Raw genomic sequence first — 15,815 nt, 5'->3', positions numbered from 1 at the left:
ACTGTTACAGTTCACCCATGATCTCGTCGGCGAACGTCGACAGCGCGGCCTCGCGGTCGTCGTTCTCGAGCCCGACGATGGCGTGATCGAGGCCGTACTCCTCGAGTCGCCGGAAGTAGTCCCGAAACCACTCGACACCGGCCCGAAAGCCGAGATGGAGCGGTTCGGCGTCGGCCGTCGGGTCGTCGGCGAACTCGACGCGGACCGCGATGGCGAACGGCTTCTCGCCGGCCGCCTCGCGCCAGTCGACGAGGTAGTCCTCCAGCGTGCGTTCCGGGAGGTGATAGAACAACCAGCCGTCGCCGTGCTCGGCGATCCACTCGCGGGACTGGCGGGCGTTCCCGGTCGGCAACAGGGAGACCGTCTCGCTCGTCGGGTCGGGGACGACCTCGAGGTCGCCCTCCAGGGTACCCCACTCGCCCTCGAGTTCGGGAAAGTCCTCGCGCCAGATCGTCCGGACGGCCTCGAACCGTTCGCGGAACGCGCGGCCGCGTTCCTCGCGGTCGACGCCGAAGGCGGGGTACTCGGGGTCGCGGTCGCCGGAAGCGACGCCGAGGACGAGTCGCCCGTCAGAGAGTCGGTCGACGGTCGCGGCCGACTTCGCGACGTGGATCGGGTGGCGGAGCGTGAGGACGATGCTCGAGGTCCCGAGCGCGATGTCGTCGGTGCGGGCCGCGACGTGAGAGAGCCACGGCCACGTATCGAACGTCTGGCCGGCATCGCCGAACTTCGGCCAGTAGGTCGGAACGTCCCGCGCCCAGAGGCCGTCGAACCCGACCGCCTCGGCGCGTTCGGCGAGTCGCAGTTCGGCCTCGATATCGGGCGTCGAGCGGTTCGCTCCCGTCAGCGGGAAGCCGGCGCCGAACGAGAGCCCGTCGCCGTCGAACAGGCGCCGATAGCCGGCGTTTTCGTGTCCTCCGGATGGCATTCGCTCGTGCTATCGGCCGCTCGCTCAAGACGGTGACGCTGTCGGCCCGTGGGGTCGCTCTCGGAGCCGGCTCCGTGCGTCACTCGAGTCCGAACCGCGGCGAGCGCTACCGCTACGCTCGAGCGCGCATCGAAAGAAGGAGAAAATCAAACGGTGGTGACGGCCGAGTCGTCGCCGATCAGTCGTCGGCGGGCGCGGCGCCGCTGCCGCCCTGGGCCTGTTCTTTCGTCCAGGCGAGCTTGCCGCCGGCCGCGAGGATGTCGCGTTCGCGCTCGGAGGCGTCGAGGGTAGCGGTGTACTCCTCGTCGCCGTTGACGCGGACCGTGAACTCCTCCTGACCGGAGGTGACGGCGTCGTAGACGTCGTCGACGATCTCGATCTCGTCGCCCTGGTCGATGTCCTCGTAGGTGTCCTCGTCGATCGTCAGCGGGACGATGCCGAAGTTGAAGAGGTTCGCGCGGTGGATGCGCGCGAAGCTCTGTGCGAGGACGGCCTCGATACCGAGGTACATCGGACACATCGCGGCGTGCTCTCGCGAGGAGCCCTGGCCGTAGTTCTCGCCGGCGACGAGGACGCCGCCGTCGGCCTCTCGGGCGCGCTCGGCGAACGTGTCGTCGACCCGGGAGAGGGTGAACTCGGAGAGCTTGTCGATGTTCGACCGGTACATCAGGATGTCCTGGGTCGCCGGGATGATGTGGTCGGTCGTGATGTTGTCCTCCATCTTCAGGAGGGCCTCACCCGAGATGTCGGCGTCGAGCTGGTCCTTCAGCGGGACGTCGCCGATGTTCGGGCCCTTGACGAGCTCGTCGTCGACGGCCTCGTCGGGCGTGATGAGGTCCGTCTTCGAGCCGTCGTACTCGTCGGGGAGCTCGATGCCGGGCGCCTCGAGGTCGCCCTCTTCCTCGGCGAGGTCGCGCGGATCGATGATCTCGCCCTTGATCGCCGCGGCGGCGGCGACCTCCGGCGAACAGAGGAAGACGTTGTCGTCCTCGATACCCGAGCGGCCCTCGAAGTTGCGGTTGAACGTCCGCAGCGAGACGGAGTCGCTGGCGGGGACGTGACCGATACCGATACAGGCACCGCAGGTGGCCTCGGAGAAGTTGACGCCGGCGGCCATCATCTCCGCGACCCAGCCCTCGCGGGCGAGCATCTCGGAGGCCTGCTTCGAACCGGGCGCGACGATCATCTCGGTCTTCTTGTTGACCTCGCGGCCCTCGAGCATCTTCGCGGCCGGGAGGATGTCCTCGTAGCCGCCGTTCGTACAGGAACCGACGATGACCTGGTCGACGGACTGGCCTTCGACCTCGCGGACGGGAACGACCTTGTCCGGCATCGAGGGCTGAGCGATCAGCGGCTCGAGGTCGGAGAGGTCGACGACGATCTCGTCGTCGTACTCGGCGTCGTCGTCGGGCTGGAGCTCCTCGTACTCGTCGCCGCGGTTGACGCGCTCGAGGTAGTCTTTGGTCTGCTCGTCGGTCGGGAAGATCGACGAGGTCGCGCCGAGCTCGGTGCCCATGTTGGTGATGGTCATCCGCTCGGGCGCGGTCAGGGTCTCGACGCCCGGACCGGTGTACTCGAGGATCTTGCCGACGCCGCCCTTGACGGAGAGGCGACGGAGCATCTCGAGGATGACGTCCTTCGCCGTCGCCCACTCGGGAAGCTCTCCCTCGAGGCGGACGTTGACGATCTCGGGCATCTCGATGTAGTACGGTGCGCCGCCCATGGCGACGGTGACGTCGATCCCGCCGGCGCCGATGGCGAGTTCGCCGAGCCCGCCGGGCGTCGGGGTGTGGCTGTCCGAACCCAGCAGCGTCTTGCCGGGCGCCGCGAAGTTCTCGCGGTGGACGTTGTGACAGATGCCGTTACCGGGGCGAGAGAAATATGCGCCGTAGGTACCGGCCGCAGAGCGGAGGAAACGGTGGTCGTCGGTATTCTTAAAGTCGAACTGGTACGTCTGGTGGTCACAGTACTGAGCGGCGATCTCGGTCTGGACCTCGTCCAGTCCCATCGCTTCGAACTGGAGCCAGACCATCGTGCCGGTCGTGTCCTGAGTGAGCACCTGGTCGATCTCGATCCCGATCTCCTCGCCGGTCTCGAGTTCGCCCTCGACGAGGTGGTCGTCGAGAATCTTCTCGGTGAGAGTCTGTCCCATAGCACCCAAAACTCGGCTTTCCGTCGTGATAAATCCAGCGTGTTTCCGCGAGCCAGCGCGGGGGAGAGCGCGGCAAACACGACAGTTTCCCCGTAAGTATTGCCGGGCGAGTGGACGGACGTCACGCGGTGCGCGACCGCCGAATCGCCGAGTCCCGCTACCGCCCGGCATGCCACGCGTGGCCGTCCCGAACGGGCCGTCCCGAACGGATACGCTTTTCTCCGTCCCGGGGCGTCTGGCGTATATGTTCCGCTCCGGCACGTTCGTCGCCGAGCACGTCTCGCCGACGGCCGACGACCAGATCCAGCCCAACGGCGTCGATCTCACGCTGGACGTCGTCTTCGAACAGCTCGAGCCGGGCCGTATCGGCCGGGACGGTAAGCAGATCGGCGACCGCGTCGCCCGTCCGCTCGAGGAGCTCGAACAGAAGGATCCGGACACCTACTACCTGCCGGAGGGCGCCTACGTCGCTCGCTACGGCGAGCGCATCGAAATCCCGGAAGGGCACGTCGGGTTCGTCTACCCGCGCTCGTCGCTGATGCGCAACTCCTGTATGCTCAACACGGCCGTCTGGGACGCCGGCTACCAGGGACGCGGCGAGGGGCTGTTGCAGGTCCACCACGATATCGAGATCGAACGCGGCGCCCGGATCGCCCAGCTGGTCCTCGCCGAAGCCGACCACGAGAGCGTCTACGACGGGAGTTATCAGGGCGAAGGCCTCGAGTGAATCGATGGCGGCGGAGCGCCGGTTCGCGTACTCTTTTGCGACCGCCCGTCGGAGGGAGTCGCACCGATGATGGTGACCACGCACGTCTTCGCGGGACTCGCCGTCGTCGCGCCCGTCGCGTATCTGCTGCCGGAACTGGCGACGCCGCTGGCCGTCGGGGCGGTGCTGGGCGGGCTCGCCCCCGATTTCGACCTCGTCTTCGCCCACCGCCGGACGTTTCACTTCCCAGTCGCCGGCGCCGCCGTCGCCGCTCCCGCGGTCGGTCTCGCCGTCGTCGTCCCCTCGAGCGCGACCGTCGCGCTCGCGGCGTTCGCGGTCGCCGCGTGGCTCCACGCGGTCAGCGACGCCGTCGGCAGCGGTCCCGAGATGGACCCGTGGAACCACCGACACGAGCGGGCCGTCTACGACCACGTCCGCGGTCGGTGGATCCGGCCGCGGCGCTGGATCCGGTACGACGGCGCCCCCGAAGACGCCGCGCTCGCGACCGCCCTCGCGGTGCCCGCGCTGCTGGTCTTCGGCGGCCCGATCGCCGTCGTCGTGCTCGTCGGCGTCGCCCTCTCGATCGTCTACGCCGCGCTCCGGCGACGACTGGTCGCGTGGCTCCCCGACTGGCTCGAGTGACGGAGGCGTCGCCCGAGTCGGCGACGCGCTCGGCCGCGAGTCGGAACGCTGATACTCCAGCCCTCCGAGGCAGTCGGTATGGTTGATGTGTTCCTCGCCCAGACGATTCACCTGATATTCGCCGGGATCTGGGCCGGCAGCGTCTTCTACGTCGCGTTCGTCGTGTTGCCCCTCGCACGGGACGGCGCGTTCAACACGACGAAACCCCTCGAGGCGATCTCCGGGAAACTGACAACTATCTCGCGCGTGAGCGCCCTCGTCTTGCTCCTCTCGGGCGGCCACCTCGCCGGACATCGGTACACGTCGGAAACGCTCTTCGAGACGACCAACGGACACCTGGTGCTCGCGATGGTCGTCCTCTGGGCGCTCCTGGCGGGTCTCGTCGAAGTCGGCGCGAAGCGACTCGAGACGGGACTCAACGGGAAGAAGCTCCGCGAACCGGCGGCCAACGCGCTCCCGCTCTATCGGGCGGGGGCGGTCGTCGCCGTCGCGCTGCTCGTCGTCGGCGGCGCGATCACGACGAACGCCGTTCGTCTCCTCTGAGGCCCGTCAGGCGGCTACCGACGATCGAACGGAGAAACTCACGATCGCAATCGTGTCGTCCGGAACCCAACAAGAATCGGACATTCTTGCGAAAGATACTTAGTCAGTTACTGTAAGGTACTCGCATGATGATCAGGGGCAAAGAAATGGCGCTGTCGCTGCTCGCGGTGGGTACGGCCGCAGTCGCCGGATACGCACTTCGCTCGGGTCAGCGCACCGATTCTCCGTCGCAATCGAAAGCGAACCTCGGCGCACGAGTCATCGGCCGCGGCGAGGTTCCGGACGGGGCGACCGTCATCGACAGCACCTCCCAGCGACTGGGCGACGTTCCGGGCGCGCGACGCGCCATCGACCGCGCGGTCCGCAACGACGCGCGCGACCGATGGGAACACGTCACGATCGACCGCGACGGCGCCTGGTCCGTCGTCGACACCGTCCGCGGCGCCCTCCCCTACTACAGCGGTTCCGGCGGAGAGTACAACGGCGTGTACGTCCACCACAACGACCGCATCGTCGTCCTCGACGCGATCGGCTGGGCCCGACTCGAGGAACCGCTGCACTGATCGGTCGGACGTCTCGAGTTCGCACACTGTTCGCGAGCGGGTTTCTAGCAGTGCTTCTCAGTTCGTTCCACGACCGCCGTTAGCGGCCAGTCGCTTCGTCCTTCGTCAGCGGACACCGCGCCGGCGCGACGCCAGCGCGTCGGTCCCTCGAAGACGACGCGTACGCCACGCGCTCGAGTAGTCTATCGCGATGCGCTCGAGCGGCCATCGGAACGCGCTCGAGCCCGCACACCGGGACGCGGCCGGGGCCGCGAAATCACAACCACTACCTCACCGCCCCGTCGAGTGGTCCCCATGGAACTGGGCGTAATCGGACTCGGACGCATGGGACAGATCGTCGTCGACCGCACCCTCGAGGCCGGCCACGACGTCGTCGCCTTCGACCTCGAACCCGAGGCCGTCGCGACGGCCGCCGACGCCGGCGCCGAACCGGCCGACTCGATCGCCGATCTCACGGATCGGCTCGGCGAGGAGAAGCGCATCTGGCTGATGGTCCCCGCCGGCGAGGCCGTCGACGCGACCCTCGAGGAACTCGAGGGCCACCTCGACGGCGACGACGTCGTCGTCGACGGCGGCAACTCCTACTTCGAGGACTCCGTGCGCCGCGCGGAGTCCTGTCCCGCGGCGTATCTGGACTGCGGGACGTCGGGCGGCCCCGCGGGCGCGGAACTGGGCTTCTCGCTGATGGTCGGCGGCCCCGAGTGGGCCTACGACGAACTGACGCCCGTCTTCGACGCGGTCGCGACCGGTCCCGACGGCCACGAGCACATGGGGCCCGCCGGCTCGGGCCACTACGTGAAGATGATCCACAACGGCGTCGAGTACGCGCTGATGCAGACCTACGGCGAGGGCTTCGAACTCCTCCACGAGGGCCGGTACGACCTGGACCTCGAGTCGGTCGCCTCGGTCTGGAACAACGGCGCCGTCATCCGGTCGTGGCTCCTCGAGCTCTGCGAGGAGGCGTTCCGCGAGGAGGGCAACGACCTCGGGACCGTCGCCGATCGCGTCGAGGGCGGCTCGACGGGCACCTGGACCGTCCAGGAGGCCCTCGAGCAGGAGGTGCCGCTGCCGCTGATCTACACGGCGCTCTCCGAGCGATTCGGCTCGCGGGCCGACGACGGTCGGTTCTCCCGACGGCTCGCGAACCGACTCCGATACGGATTCGGCCGCCACGAGGTCCCGCGACGCGACTGACGGGACGTACAACCCCCGTAAACGTGCACGTGGTTCCGAAGTACATATACGGATGTTCGAAATACTTCTGCGCGAGCGAGTTCCAGGGGGTAGCGACGATCTCGACAGTCCGTTCGATCGGACTCTGATTTTGCGTGTCCTACTCCGTGCGAAAAATTGAGTCATTTTCTTTACTCCCGGTCCCGACAGCATGAGTTATGAACTCCCAGCAGTCGACGACAGTGGTGGACAGCGGTGAGGACCCGAGTATGGCCGTTATCGAACTCGTCGCCGCCGCGAAGGGGGCCGATCCGATCGAACTCGACCCCCTCTACGACGTCATCGATCCCGAAGTCATCGACTCGCTCTCCTCGAGTTCCGGCTTCTCGTCGCTCGAGTTCGAGTACTGTGGTCACACCGTCGTCGTCGACGGGACCGGCGACGGGACCGAGATCTCGCTCGAACCCGTCACCATCGGTAACGATCGATCCTCCGGAGTTACCGGTACCGGACCCTCCCTGTAGGCCGTTTTCGCGATCGTACTCCGGCGTTCGATCGAGTGACGACTCGTTATTTTCGTCCAGTTACTTCTCGAGACCGTCCAGACCGTTTATCTCTCGTGAGTTCGACCGGTAGCCACGTAAATGGGTGAAGAGAAACGAAATATCGCCGTCCGGTTCTTCGGCGGTGCGGGGAACTACACGGTCGTCCTCGAGGAGTTCTGCCACCACGTTCTCACCGAGGACCCGGATCTGGAGGGGGCGCTCGAGTGGGTGAAGGCCAACACGCGGGCGACCAGCGACGCGGGGATCACCGACCGGCTGCGGTTCCTCGAGTCGATCGGGCTGCTCGCGCTCGACGACGAACGGGTCACGCTCACCGATCGGGGGATTCGGTGGGTCTCGGAGTCGGACCCCGCGATCCTGTTCGACGCGCTCACGGAGACCGTCCGCGGGTTCGAGACGGTTCTCGAGGCGCTGCTCGAGGGGCCGCAGACGGACGCCGAACTGGGCGACGCGATCGCGGCCGACCATCCGGAGTTCGACTGGACCGATCCCGCGGGTCCGGCGCAACATCGCGGCTGGCTGCAGAGCCTCGGCTACGTCGAGCGGTCTGACGGGCTGAATTCGCTGACCGAGAGCGGAGAACGGCTGGCTCGGCGAGTCGCGTCCGGGCTGCCGACCCTCGAGCGCGGGGCCGACTACGCGCAGTCGGACCTCGAGGCGGCGTTCGAGACGAGTTTCGGCTCCTACATCAAGGGGATCAACCCGCGGACGGGCGACGACGGGGAGCTGGCGTACGTCATCGTGAAGGCTCGCGAGGACGGTCCGTACGGCGACGACCTCGAGGGCGAGCGCTTCACGTACATCGGTGAGGGCGTTCCCGCGAAGGGCGACCAGCAGTTGACGCCCGCGAATCGGGCGCTGGTCGACCGCGCCGAGGGAGGCGTCGCGCCGGTCTACTTCTTCTACCAGCCGGCGGACGCGGATCGGCTCCGATACGAGGGGCTGATCGACGTCGTCGGCGCCGAGTACGTCACCGATCCGGACGGCGAGCGACTCGTCTATCGGTTCACGATGGAACGGCTCGAGATCGAGGATCCGGCCGAATTCGAGACGCTCGCGGACTCGGTGGTCGACGGCGACACCGAAATCGAGCGTGAGTCGGCCGAGAGCGACGCGAGCGACGACCTCGACGAGAGCGAACCGCCGCTCACCGCGGACGCGGACGAGTTCACCGCGACGCAGCGGCGCGTCCGCTCGAGCGCCTTCGCGAAGCGGGTCAGAGACGCCTACGATCAGCGCTGTGCGATCTGTGGGACGTCCCGCGAGTCGCCCGCCGGAACGGTCGATATCGAAGCCGCGCACGTCTATCCGAAGCGCGAGAACGGCCGCGATCACGTCCGCAACGGCCTCGCGCTCTGTCGGCTCCACCACTGGGCCTTCGACGCCGGCTGGCTCGCGGTGACCGACGACTACCGCGTGCTGGTCGCCGACCGCCCCGATCTCGAGGGGTACGAGGAGTTCGCGCGACTCGAGGGCGAGAAGTTGACGCTCCCCTCGGCGGAAGCGGAACGGCCGCACGCGAAGTTCTTGGCCGCGCATCGAGCGCGCCACGGGTTCGAATCGCCGTAGTGGGCCGTTCGCTGGAGAGCGGGTCGACCCGTTCGATCGGTAGAGACGGTTCGGTGGCCGACAGCGAACTCAGTAGCCGTCCCGCACTTTATCGATCTGGCACTGCACGCAGAGATCGTCGGCGAAACAGGAGACGCTGTCGTACGGACAGTCGCGGTCTTCGACGTGTACCGACTGCCGGCGCTTCTCCCGTTGCCAGATACTCTCCCAGTCGTCGATGTCCATCTCGGCGGAGGTGAAGACGACGGAGCCGTCCCCGTCGACGATCTTCGCCGCCGTGACCGCGTCCCCGCGTTCCTTGACGCGTTCGATCGCGTCCTCGTAGGACGAACAGCGGAGCTCCTCGGTGCCCGATTCGTCGTCGAGGAGCCGCACCGTAATCGAGCCGTCGTACTCCTCCGTCGGCTCCAGCCCGTGGGTCATGGTTGATACTGGCCGAACAGCGTGAAAAGTGACGGGGAAGGAGCGTCGATCGCCGGCGATCCTCGAGGTCAGACCGGCTCGCGAAGCGCCCAGACGTCCTCGAGGGGCTCGAGTCGATGCGGTTCCGCCCCGCGCTCGGTCAGGATCCCGGTGTGGTACAGCATCGCCTTCAGCTGGAACACCGTCGGCGCGTGGTAGACTTCGCCGTCCGCGAGCGCCTCCCGCCGTAGTTCTCCGTCCTCGGTCAACGCCCGCCGCCGCACGTCGTCGTCCCCGCGGAGGAACAGCTCGACGGTGAATGTCGGATGGGTCTCGTGGAGGTGGACGACGAGATCGACGAGCGACGGCGACGGCTGCCAGTCGTCGTGCATCGCCTGCAGTTCGGTGACGAGCAACTCCGTCGCCGGATACTCGAAGACGACGCGACGGGCCAGCTGGCCCCAGCCGGGCGCGAGGTCGACGAACCGTTTCCGCGATCGGTACCAGTCCTGGAACTCCTCGAGGGCCGCCTCGACGGAGCCGCGGCGGGCCGTCGCGAACCGAACGACCTCCCGCCCGAGCGAGGTCAGTTCGACGCCCCGCGGCCCGTCCTCGATCAGTCCCAGGAACGCGGCGCCCTGCCGGGCGCTGTCGACGGCGCTCACGACCTCGTACTCGGACAGTAGTGCCGCGGTCTCGCCGTCGGCGTAGTGCGCCAACGGATAGCCGAGGTAGTTCTTCGGATGGTTCAGCCCGAACGACTTGTCCGCCACGCCCTGCGCGCCGGCCTGAAACCGCAACGCCGTCGCCTCGCTCGAGGTTCGATTGCCGACGATTCGGGGCACCTCGAGCGCCTCGACCCCGCCGGCGGCGTCCACGCCGAACACGCCGACGTTCAGCTCCCGTGCCAGCGTCCGGTCGGTCTCCGTGATCGCCGCCGCCGGCGCCGCGAGGTAGGCCGCGTTGGCCTCGTGGAGGCGGTCGTAAGCCTGGACGATCCCGCGTCGCGTGTCCACGCCGCCGCTGGCGTACCCCTTCGCCTCGATGGCGATCAGCGGCGGCTCGTCGCCCAGCCGCTCGACCGCCAGCAGCTCTGACTCGAGGGTCCGAACGCCCACGAGGTCCGGGTAGCCGCCGCCGATCCGTACGTGGTTGAACGGCGCCAGCCGGTCCCGGATCGCCGGCTCGATGGGGCGGCCGGGGAGCCACTCGTCCCGCGAGAACTGCGTGTCGGCCACGACGTAGGACCGCTCCTCGCCGCCCTCGGTCGGAAAGAGCCGCCGCTTGGTGTGGGCCAGCACCTGCGGTTCCGAGAGCGAGTCGGCCGCGCTACTCATGGCTCCTGATTGGTCACCGGTCCCAATAATGTTGCGACGAATCGGCTCCCACCGCCCCCCGTGTTACTGCCGGCTCGGCGGTCCACCGGCGGGCGGGAATGAAAGGGACTCGAGAGACCTCGTCCCTTTCACGGAGGTGGTTCCGAACGGTCCAATTCGTCAGTCGACGCGAAAGGCTCCGGACTCGAGTTCGCTGAAGATTCCGGCCATCACGCCGACGAAGCCCAGAATCGCGAGCGCGATCCCGACGATCCACTGCGGTGAGCCCCGTGCAACCAGGTCGACGAGCCAGAGCGCGCCGACGAGGACGACGCCGCCGGCGACGATCAGTCGGACGAACCGCTCCATACGCCCGCGTTCACCGCCCCGACCCAAGTATCCGGTCGTTCGCGAGCCGCCTCGAGTCCGCAGCCGACGCGAATCCGAGACAGCGGTTTGTGTCTCGAGCCCGTACCCCGATCCATGCTCGAGCCGACCCTCGTCTACGACGACGACTGCGGCTTCTGTACGTGGTGGGCCGACTACTTCGACGAGCGGACGGAGCTCCGCGTCGTGGGATTCAGCGATCTGTCGGAGTACCCCGAACTCCGCGAGCGCCTGCCCGAGTACTACGAGGAGTGTTCGCACCTCGTGACGGCGGATCGAATCTACTCCTGCGGGGCGTCGATCGAGGAGGCGCTGCGCCGGTACGACGGCGGCGGCCCGGTCACCGAGGCCGTCGAGTTCCTCCGGAACTTCAGGGACTACAACCGATTGCGCGAGTGGGGGTACCGGCAGGTGGCGGACAACCGCGACACGTGGGGCCAACTGATGTCGAAGACGCCGCCGGCACGGCGGGAGTCGGACGACGAGCAGTGAGTCGGACGCCGGGCAGTGAATCGGTCGCCGGGCGCCCGAGCGGATCGGCTGCGACGTCCGGTCAGCGCAGCCGTCCGCTCACAGCCCCGGTCCGCGAAGCCGCAGCTCCTCGAGCGACGCGGGCGCGACGTAGGTCCCGACGCGCTCGCGGTTCCACCACCGGCCGGTCTCGTCCCGTTCCTCGGGCGTCGTGTACCGATACCGGTACCGAACCGCGCGAATATGCGTCGGCGACTCCTCGCGTTCGGAGAAAGGGTCCTCGGCCAGCAACGACCGCGTCCCCTCGTCCTCCTCGAGCAGTTTCGCCAGCAAGCGAGTGAACCACGGGCTGCGGCGCGGCGACGGCGCCATGGCGGCGAACCACAGCTGCCAGTCCAGCCGGAGGTGGTAGGGCGCGATCTGGGGCGGCCGGCGCTCGAGGTCGGTCGGCTTCCCCTTGAACCGATACGTCCGCCACTCCGTGTCCTCGGTGAGTTCCTCGTCCGCCGTCCCCTCGATCACGAGCTCGTAGCGGTCCTTCGTGATCGAGCCGAACGCGCCGTAGGTGTTGACCAAGTGCAGCGGGTCGTAGGCCGTGTTCATCGTCTGGCTCTCCGAGAGCATGTTCTCGACCGGCCGGATGCTCATCGCGATCACGACGATCGCGACCAGGATCGCCGCGCCCTCGAGATACAGCGGCGTCGCTACCGTTTCGGGCGCCGTCACGGGCAGGACGGCCTCGAGGGCGCCGTCGCTGAACGTCGCGATCGCCAGCACGATCGTCAGCGCGTTCAGCCACGCGAAGTTCCCGGTGAGCATGAGCCAGCCCATGAAGCCGATCGTCGCCGCCCCCGCCAGCGACGAGGCGGGCTGTGGCGCGAAGTAGAGGAACGGAATCAACAGCTCGACGACGTGGTTACCGAACGTCTCGAATCGGTGAAATCGTTTCGGGAGGTGGTGTGCGAACCAGCTCAACGGGTTCGGAATCGGCTGGGTCTCGTAGTGGTAGTCCATACACGAGAGGTCCCGCCAGCAGTCGTCCCCGCGGAGTTTGATCAGCCCTGCACCGAACATGTTGCGGAAGAGGACCCACTGCAGCAACAGGAGGATCACGACCGGCGGCGCGACCGCTCCGGCCCCCAGAAAGATCGCGAGGAAGCCCGTCTCGAGGAGCATCGACTCCCAGCCGTAGCCGTAGAAGGTCTGCCCGGCGTTGACGAACGACTGGTAGAGCGCCCACATGAAGACCCAGAGCGCCATCGAGACGGGTGTCGGGTACGGTTCGGGGAGCCAGTACGGGACCGCCAGCAGCGCCAGCGCCGAGAGGACGACGCCGGTCCACGCGACGACGGCGATCGCGCGATCGCTCGGAACGAAGTAGAAGAGGCTCGGCCGCTCACGGAAGTCGGCGCCCTCGGCGTACCACTCGAGGGGCAGCAGACCGTCCTCGCCGGCCAGCGGCCGGAACTGGAAGGCGGCGACGAGGAAGGCGAGTAGGTACAGCAACGCGAGCCCCCGCTGGAAGAGGAAGCGAACGAGCCAGAACGCCTCACCGTGGAACATAGTCGGGCGTCAGTCCACGAAGCGCCAAAGACCTGACGCGTTCTTCGGCTGACGGCTCGATTCGCAGCACTACCGTACGGTCAGGGCGTCATGACGACCTTGATACAGTCGTCCTCCTTGTCGTTGAACGTCTGGTACATCTCCGGGCCGTCCTCGAGGCCGACCTGATGGGAGATGATAAAGGAGGGGTCGATCTCGCCCTCCTCGATCTTCCCCAGCAGCGGATCGAGGTAGCGCTGCATGTGCGTCTGCCCCGTCTTGACCGTCAACGCCTTGTTCATCAGCGGCCCGAACGGGATGTTCGCGCGCCCGAGGTAGACGCCGGGGACCGAGAGCGTGCCGCCCTTCCGACAGCACTTGATCGCCTCGCGGAGGACGTACGGACGGTCGTCCTGCAGTTTCGCGCCCTCCTTCACGCGGTCCGAGATCCCGTCGAGGCCCGTCCCGTGGGCCTCCGTGCCGACGGCGTCGATACAGCGGTCCGGGCCGCGACCGCCCGTCAACTCCATCAGCCGATCGTAGACGTCGGCGTGTTCGTAGTTGATCGTGGTCGCGTCGCCGTGCTGGCTGGCCATCTCGAGGCGCTCGGGGACGCGGTCGATGGCGACCACCTCGTTCGCGCCGAGCATCCACGCGCTCTGGATGGCGAACTGACCGACGGGGCCACAGCCCCAGACGGCGACCGTGTCCTCCGGCTCGATGTCGGCGTTCTCGGCGGCCATGTACCCCGTCGGGAAGATATCCGAGAGGAACAGCACCTGCTCGTCGGGGATATCGGACTCGATTTTGATCGGGCCGACGTCGGCGTAGGGGACTCGCAGGTACTCCGCCTGTCCGCCGGCGTAGCCGCCCAGCAGGTGGGAGTAGCCGAAGAGGCCGGCCGGCGACTGCCCCATCATCTTGCGGGCCATCTCCGCGTTGGGGTTCGAGTTGTCACACAGCGAGTACAGGTCCTCCTCGCAGAACCAACAGGAGCCACAGCTGATCGTGAAGGGAACGACCACGCGGTCGCCCGGCTCGAGGCTCTCGACCTCGTCGCCGACCTCGATCACCTCGCCCATGGGTTCGTGGCCGAGCACGTCGCCCTCGCGCATGCCGGGCATCCTGTCGTTGTAGAGGTGGAGGTCGGAGCCGCAGATCGCCGTGGCCGTGATCTCGACGATCGCGTCGGTCGGCTCGACGATCTCGGGCCGGGGAACCTCACTGATTCGAACGTCCTTTTCGCCGTGCCACGTGAGCGCCTGCATCGTTTCGTCGGTCATAGGAAATCACCCCGTCCGCGTTCGGACGGTCTGTTTTCGGTCGTCGGTATCTGTCCCGTCTCCGCGAGGCTCTTGAAGCGGTCCAGCGCCGTGCCGATCAGCGACTCGGGGACCACGTCGAGCCGCTCGACTGCCGCGCTGCCGGCCGTCCCGCCCGGCGGGTCGAAGCGAACCTCGAGGGTCACCTCCGTCCCGCGGTCGCCCGGGGCCTCGTCGAACGACAGCGACCAGGAGTCGAACAGCGCGCCGCTCGAGTCGTCGGCGACCGTCTCCCAGCGCAGTCGCTCGCCGGGCTCGTCCACTGCGATCCGCATCTCCCAGGACAGCTCCCGGGCGAGCGGGCCGCCCGCGCTCCACCGAGAGCGGTCGTCGTCGATCTCGGAGACCTCGGCGAAGTGGCCGACGATGCGCTCGAGGGTCTCGGGATCGCGTGCGAGGTCGGACAGTTCGTCCGGCGATTCGCCGATCGTGATCGATCGCTCGACCGGTTCCGTACCGCCGGCGTCGGTCAGATAGCCGCTGAGCGACCGGTAGGTGAGGAAACCACCGACGAGCGCGATCGCCGTCCCGCCCAGCGAGCGGCGCCGGAGCCCGAACGCGACGAGCGCGCCGCCGAGGGCGACGCTGCCCGCTCGTCGCCATCGGGACCCGTTAGCGTCCGCTCCCGGGTGCATCGAATTCGATACCTCGTCGGCCGCCGAATCGAACGAGTACTCGGACATGATCAGGCACCTCCGTATTCGTTCAGCCACGAACGCACGGCACCGCCGAGCGCGCCGGTCGTGCTCCCCAGATTCAGTATCTGGTAGCCCGACTCGGCCTTCTCGTTGACGTCGTCCATCCCGAAGCCCAGCCCGCCGAGGGGGACGTCGGCCTCGAGGGCCGCCTCGCGGATCTCCTCGACGCGCTCCTCGACCTCGTCGTGGGTCGGCTCGCCGGGGTGACCCAGCGACACCGCGAGGTCCAGCGGGCCGGCGAAGACGAACCCCAGCCCCGGCACCTCGAGGATCTCGTCGAGATTGTCGACCGCGGTCGGGTTCTCGATCGTCACGCCGACGACGATCTCGTCGTCCTCGGTGCCCGCGTAGTCGTCGGTCGTCCCCCAGCGACTCGCGCGGGGACTCGCGAAGCCGCGCTTGCCGGGGTCGCCGTCGTACTCGAACCGCGAGGCCTCGATCGCCCGCCGCACCTCGTCGGCGGACTCGATCCGGGAGACGAACAGCGACCGAACGCCCGCGTCGAGCGTCTTCCGGACCATTCCGGGATCGGGTTCGGGCAATCGGACGAGCAGTTCCGTCCCCGTCACGTTCGCGGCCCGAGCCAGGTCCTCGAGTCGGTCGCCGTCGAACGGGCTCGGCCCCGCGTGTTCGAGGTCGATCCAGACGAAGTCGAGGCCGAGTTCGCCGTAGAACTCGACCAGCGTCGGGTCGTACGCGTTCTCGAGGACGCCGAGCGCGACGTCGCCGTCCGCGAGCGTCTGCTGGAGGCGGTTCGTTCGTGGCGATGTCGCCATAGGAGGTGGTCCAGAAGGACGCCAATAAACGTTCGCGGGGCAAATACCGGTCTTCGCGG

17 protein-coding genes are annotated in these 15,815 nt (G+C 67.7%); 8 read left to right on the top strand and 9 right to left on the bottom strand.

What is annotated here, in order from left to right; genetic code table 11:
* Positions 1–4: 4 nt before the first annotated feature.
* On the bottom strand, positions 5–928 hold the full coding sequence (locus WD430_RS09475; protein WP_339105777.1) for a TIGR03571 family LLM class oxidoreductase: 924 nt from the start codon (positions 926–928) through the stop codon (positions 5–7).
* Between the two features lie 178 nt (positions 929–1,106).
* Positions 1,107–3,080 carry an aconitate hydratase gene (locus WD430_RS09470; RefSeq protein WP_339105776.1) on the bottom strand — a complete coding sequence of 658 codons (1,974 nt, stop codon included), beginning with the start codon at positions 3,078–3,080 and terminating at the stop codon, positions 1,107–1,109.
* 244 nt (positions 3,081–3,324) lie between these two features.
* Between WD430_RS09470 and WD430_RS09465 the strand changes: the two genes are divergently transcribed.
* The 7 genes from WD430_RS09465 to WD430_RS09435 all read left to right on the top strand — a co-directional run bounded on the left by WD430_RS09465 (position 3,325) and on the right by WD430_RS09435 (position 8,842).
* A complete protein-coding gene (locus WD430_RS09465) occupies positions 3,325–3,807 on the top strand; it encodes a deoxyuridine 5'-triphosphate nucleotidohydrolase (protein ID WP_339105775.1) in 483 nt (160 codons plus the stop codon).
* 66 nt (positions 3,808–3,873) lie between these two features.
* Complete coding sequence (locus WD430_RS09460) at positions 3,874–4,428, top strand: metal-dependent hydrolase (protein WP_339105774.1); 555 nt, start codon at positions 3,874–3,876, stop codon at positions 4,426–4,428.
* 78 nt (positions 4,429–4,506) lie between these two features.
* Complete coding sequence (locus tag WD430_RS09455) at positions 4,507–4,971, top strand: copper resistance protein CopD (RefSeq protein WP_339105773.1); 465 nt, start codon at positions 4,507–4,509, stop codon at positions 4,969–4,971.
* Positions 4,972–5,096: 125 nt separating this feature from the next.
* On the top strand, positions 5,097–5,534 hold the full coding sequence (locus tag WD430_RS09450) for a hypothetical protein (protein ID WP_339105772.1): 438 nt from the start codon (positions 5,097–5,099) through the stop codon (positions 5,532–5,534).
* 294 nt (positions 5,535–5,828) lie between these two features.
* Positions 5,829–6,728: a phosphogluconate dehydrogenase (NAD(+)-dependent, decarboxylating) gene (gene gnd, locus WD430_RS09445; protein WP_339105771.1), complete on the top strand. Its 900-nt coding sequence runs from the start codon at positions 5,829–5,831 to the stop codon at positions 6,726–6,728.
* A gap of 197 nt (positions 6,729–6,925) precedes the next feature.
* Positions 6,926–7,231 (top strand): HalOD1 output domain-containing protein, encoded by a 306-nt coding sequence (locus WD430_RS09440; protein WP_339105770.1) that lies wholly within the window; start codon positions 6,926–6,928, stop codon positions 7,229–7,231.
* A 120-nt stretch (positions 7,232–7,351) separates the two neighbouring features.
* Positions 7,352–8,842, top strand: a complete 1,491-nt coding sequence (locus WD430_RS09435; RefSeq protein ID WP_339105769.1) for an HNH endonuclease — start codon at positions 7,352–7,354, stop codon at positions 8,840–8,842.
* 69 nt (positions 8,843–8,911) lie between these two features.
* On the opposite strand, the gene WD430_RS09430 is transcribed toward WD430_RS09435, so the two are convergent.
* From WD430_RS09430 to WD430_RS09420, 3 genes are all read right to left on the bottom strand, one after another.
* Positions 8,912–9,265: a hypothetical protein gene (locus WD430_RS09430; protein WP_339105768.1), complete on the bottom strand. Its 354-nt coding sequence runs from the start codon at positions 9,263–9,265 to the stop codon at positions 8,912–8,914.
* A gap of 68 nt (positions 9,266–9,333) precedes the next feature.
* Complete coding sequence (locus WD430_RS09425; RefSeq protein WP_339105767.1) at positions 9,334–10,581, bottom strand: hypothetical protein; 1,248 nt, start codon at positions 10,579–10,581, stop codon at positions 9,334–9,336.
* 159 nt (positions 10,582–10,740) lie between these two features.
* A complete protein-coding gene (locus tag WD430_RS09420; RefSeq protein ID WP_339105766.1) occupies positions 10,741–10,929 on the bottom strand; it encodes a hypothetical protein in 189 nt (62 codons plus the stop codon).
* A gap of 114 nt (positions 10,930–11,043) precedes the next feature.
* Here WD430_RS09420 and WD430_RS09415 point away from each other — a divergent pair, with 114 nt between their 5' ends.
* Complete coding sequence (locus WD430_RS09415; protein ID WP_339105765.1) at positions 11,044–11,439, top strand: DUF393 domain-containing protein; 396 nt, start codon at positions 11,044–11,046, stop codon at positions 11,437–11,439.
* Between the two features lie 78 nt (positions 11,440–11,517).
* Here the strand turns inward: WD430_RS09415 and WD430_RS09410 are convergent, their stop codons facing one another.
* From WD430_RS09410 to WD430_RS09395, 4 genes are all read right to left on the bottom strand, one after another.
* A complete protein-coding gene (locus WD430_RS09410; RefSeq protein ID WP_339105764.1) occupies positions 11,518–12,981 on the bottom strand; it encodes a lipase maturation factor family protein in 1,464 nt (487 codons plus the stop codon).
* 80 nt (positions 12,982–13,061) lie between these two features.
* Positions 13,062–14,228, bottom strand: coding sequence for a zinc-dependent alcohol dehydrogenase (locus WD430_RS09405; protein WP_339105808.1), 1,167 nt, complete (start codon positions 14,226–14,228; stop codon positions 13,062–13,064).
* A gap of 11 nt (positions 14,229–14,239) precedes the next feature.
* Positions 14,240–14,965 (bottom strand): SRPBCC family protein, encoded by a 726-nt coding sequence (locus WD430_RS09400; protein ID WP_339105763.1) that lies wholly within the window; start codon positions 14,963–14,965, stop codon positions 14,240–14,242.
* A gap of 2 nt (positions 14,966–14,967) precedes the next feature.
* The gene (locus WD430_RS09395; RefSeq protein ID WP_339105762.1) at positions 14,968–15,756 is read right to left on the bottom strand and encodes an aldolase/citrate lyase family protein; all 789 of its coding nucleotides are present in this window, start codon (positions 15,754–15,756) and stop codon (positions 14,968–14,970) included.
* Positions 15,757–15,815: the final 59 nt, after the last annotated feature.

The sequence above is a fragment of the Haloterrigena sp. KLK7 genome, assembly GCF_037914945.1.
Taxonomy (GTDB): domain Archaea; phylum Halobacteriota; class Halobacteria; order Halobacteriales; family Natrialbaceae; genus Haloterrigena; species Haloterrigena salinisoli.
Note: the sequence above shows the minus strand (reverse complement) of the source record. Positions and strands in the feature narration are given on the sequence as shown.

What these genes read in the sequence shown, in the direction of transcription:
- WD430_RS09475 (WP_339105777.1), bottom strand. Translation starts at nt 928, where the DNA reads ATGCCATCCGGAGGACACGAAAACGCCGGCTATCGGCGCCTGTTCGAC.
- WD430_RS09470 (WP_339105776.1), bottom strand. Translation starts at nt 3,080, where the DNA reads ATGGGACAGACTCTCACCGAGAAGATTCTCGACGACCACCTCGTCGAG.
- WD430_RS09465 (WP_339105775.1), top strand. Translation starts at nt 3,325, where the DNA reads ATGTTCCGCTCCGGCACGTTCGTCGCCGAGCACGTCTCGCCGACGGCC.
- WD430_RS09460 (WP_339105774.1), top strand. Translation starts at nt 3,874, where the DNA reads ATGATGGTGACCACGCACGTCTTCGCGGGACTCGCCGTCGTCGCGCCC.
- WD430_RS09455 (WP_339105773.1), top strand. Translation starts at nt 4,507, where the DNA reads ATGGTTGATGTGTTCCTCGCCCAGACGATTCACCTGATATTCGCCGGG.
- WD430_RS09450 (WP_339105772.1), top strand. Translation starts at nt 5,097, where the DNA reads ATGATGATCAGGGGCAAAGAAATGGCGCTGTCGCTGCTCGCGGTGGGT.
- gnd (WP_339105771.1), top strand. Translation starts at nt 5,829, where the DNA reads ATGGAACTGGGCGTAATCGGACTCGGACGCATGGGACAGATCGTCGTC.
- WD430_RS09440 (WP_339105770.1), top strand. Translation starts at nt 6,926, where the DNA reads ATGAACTCCCAGCAGTCGACGACAGTGGTGGACAGCGGTGAGGACCCG.
- WD430_RS09435 (WP_339105769.1), top strand. Translation starts at nt 7,352, where the DNA reads ATGGGTGAAGAGAAACGAAATATCGCCGTCCGGTTCTTCGGCGGTGCG.
- WD430_RS09430 (WP_339105768.1), bottom strand. Translation starts at nt 9,265, where the DNA reads ATGACCCACGGGCTGGAGCCGACGGAGGAGTACGACGGCTCGATTACG.
- WD430_RS09425 (WP_339105767.1), bottom strand. Translation starts at nt 10,581, where the DNA reads ATGAGTAGCGCGGCCGACTCGCTCTCGGAACCGCAGGTGCTGGCCCAC.
- WD430_RS09420 (WP_339105766.1), bottom strand. Translation starts at nt 10,929, where the DNA reads ATGGAGCGGTTCGTCCGACTGATCGTCGCCGGCGGCGTCGTCCTCGTC.
- WD430_RS09415 (WP_339105765.1), top strand. Translation starts at nt 11,044, where the DNA reads ATGCTCGAGCCGACCCTCGTCTACGACGACGACTGCGGCTTCTGTACG.
- WD430_RS09410 (WP_339105764.1), bottom strand. Translation starts at nt 12,981, where the DNA reads ATGTTCCACGGTGAGGCGTTCTGGCTCGTTCGCTTCCTCTTCCAGCGG.
- WD430_RS09405 (WP_339105808.1), bottom strand. Translation starts at nt 14,228, where the DNA reads ATGCAGGCGCTCACGTGGCACGGCGAAAAGGACGTTCGAATCAGTGAG.
- WD430_RS09400 (WP_339105763.1), bottom strand. Translation starts at nt 14,965, where the DNA reads ATGTCCGAGTACTCGTTCGATTCGGCGGCCGACGAGGTATCGAATTCG.
- WD430_RS09395 (WP_339105762.1), bottom strand. Translation starts at nt 15,756, where the DNA reads ATGGCGACATCGCCACGAACGAACCGCCTCCAGCAGACGCTCGCGGAC.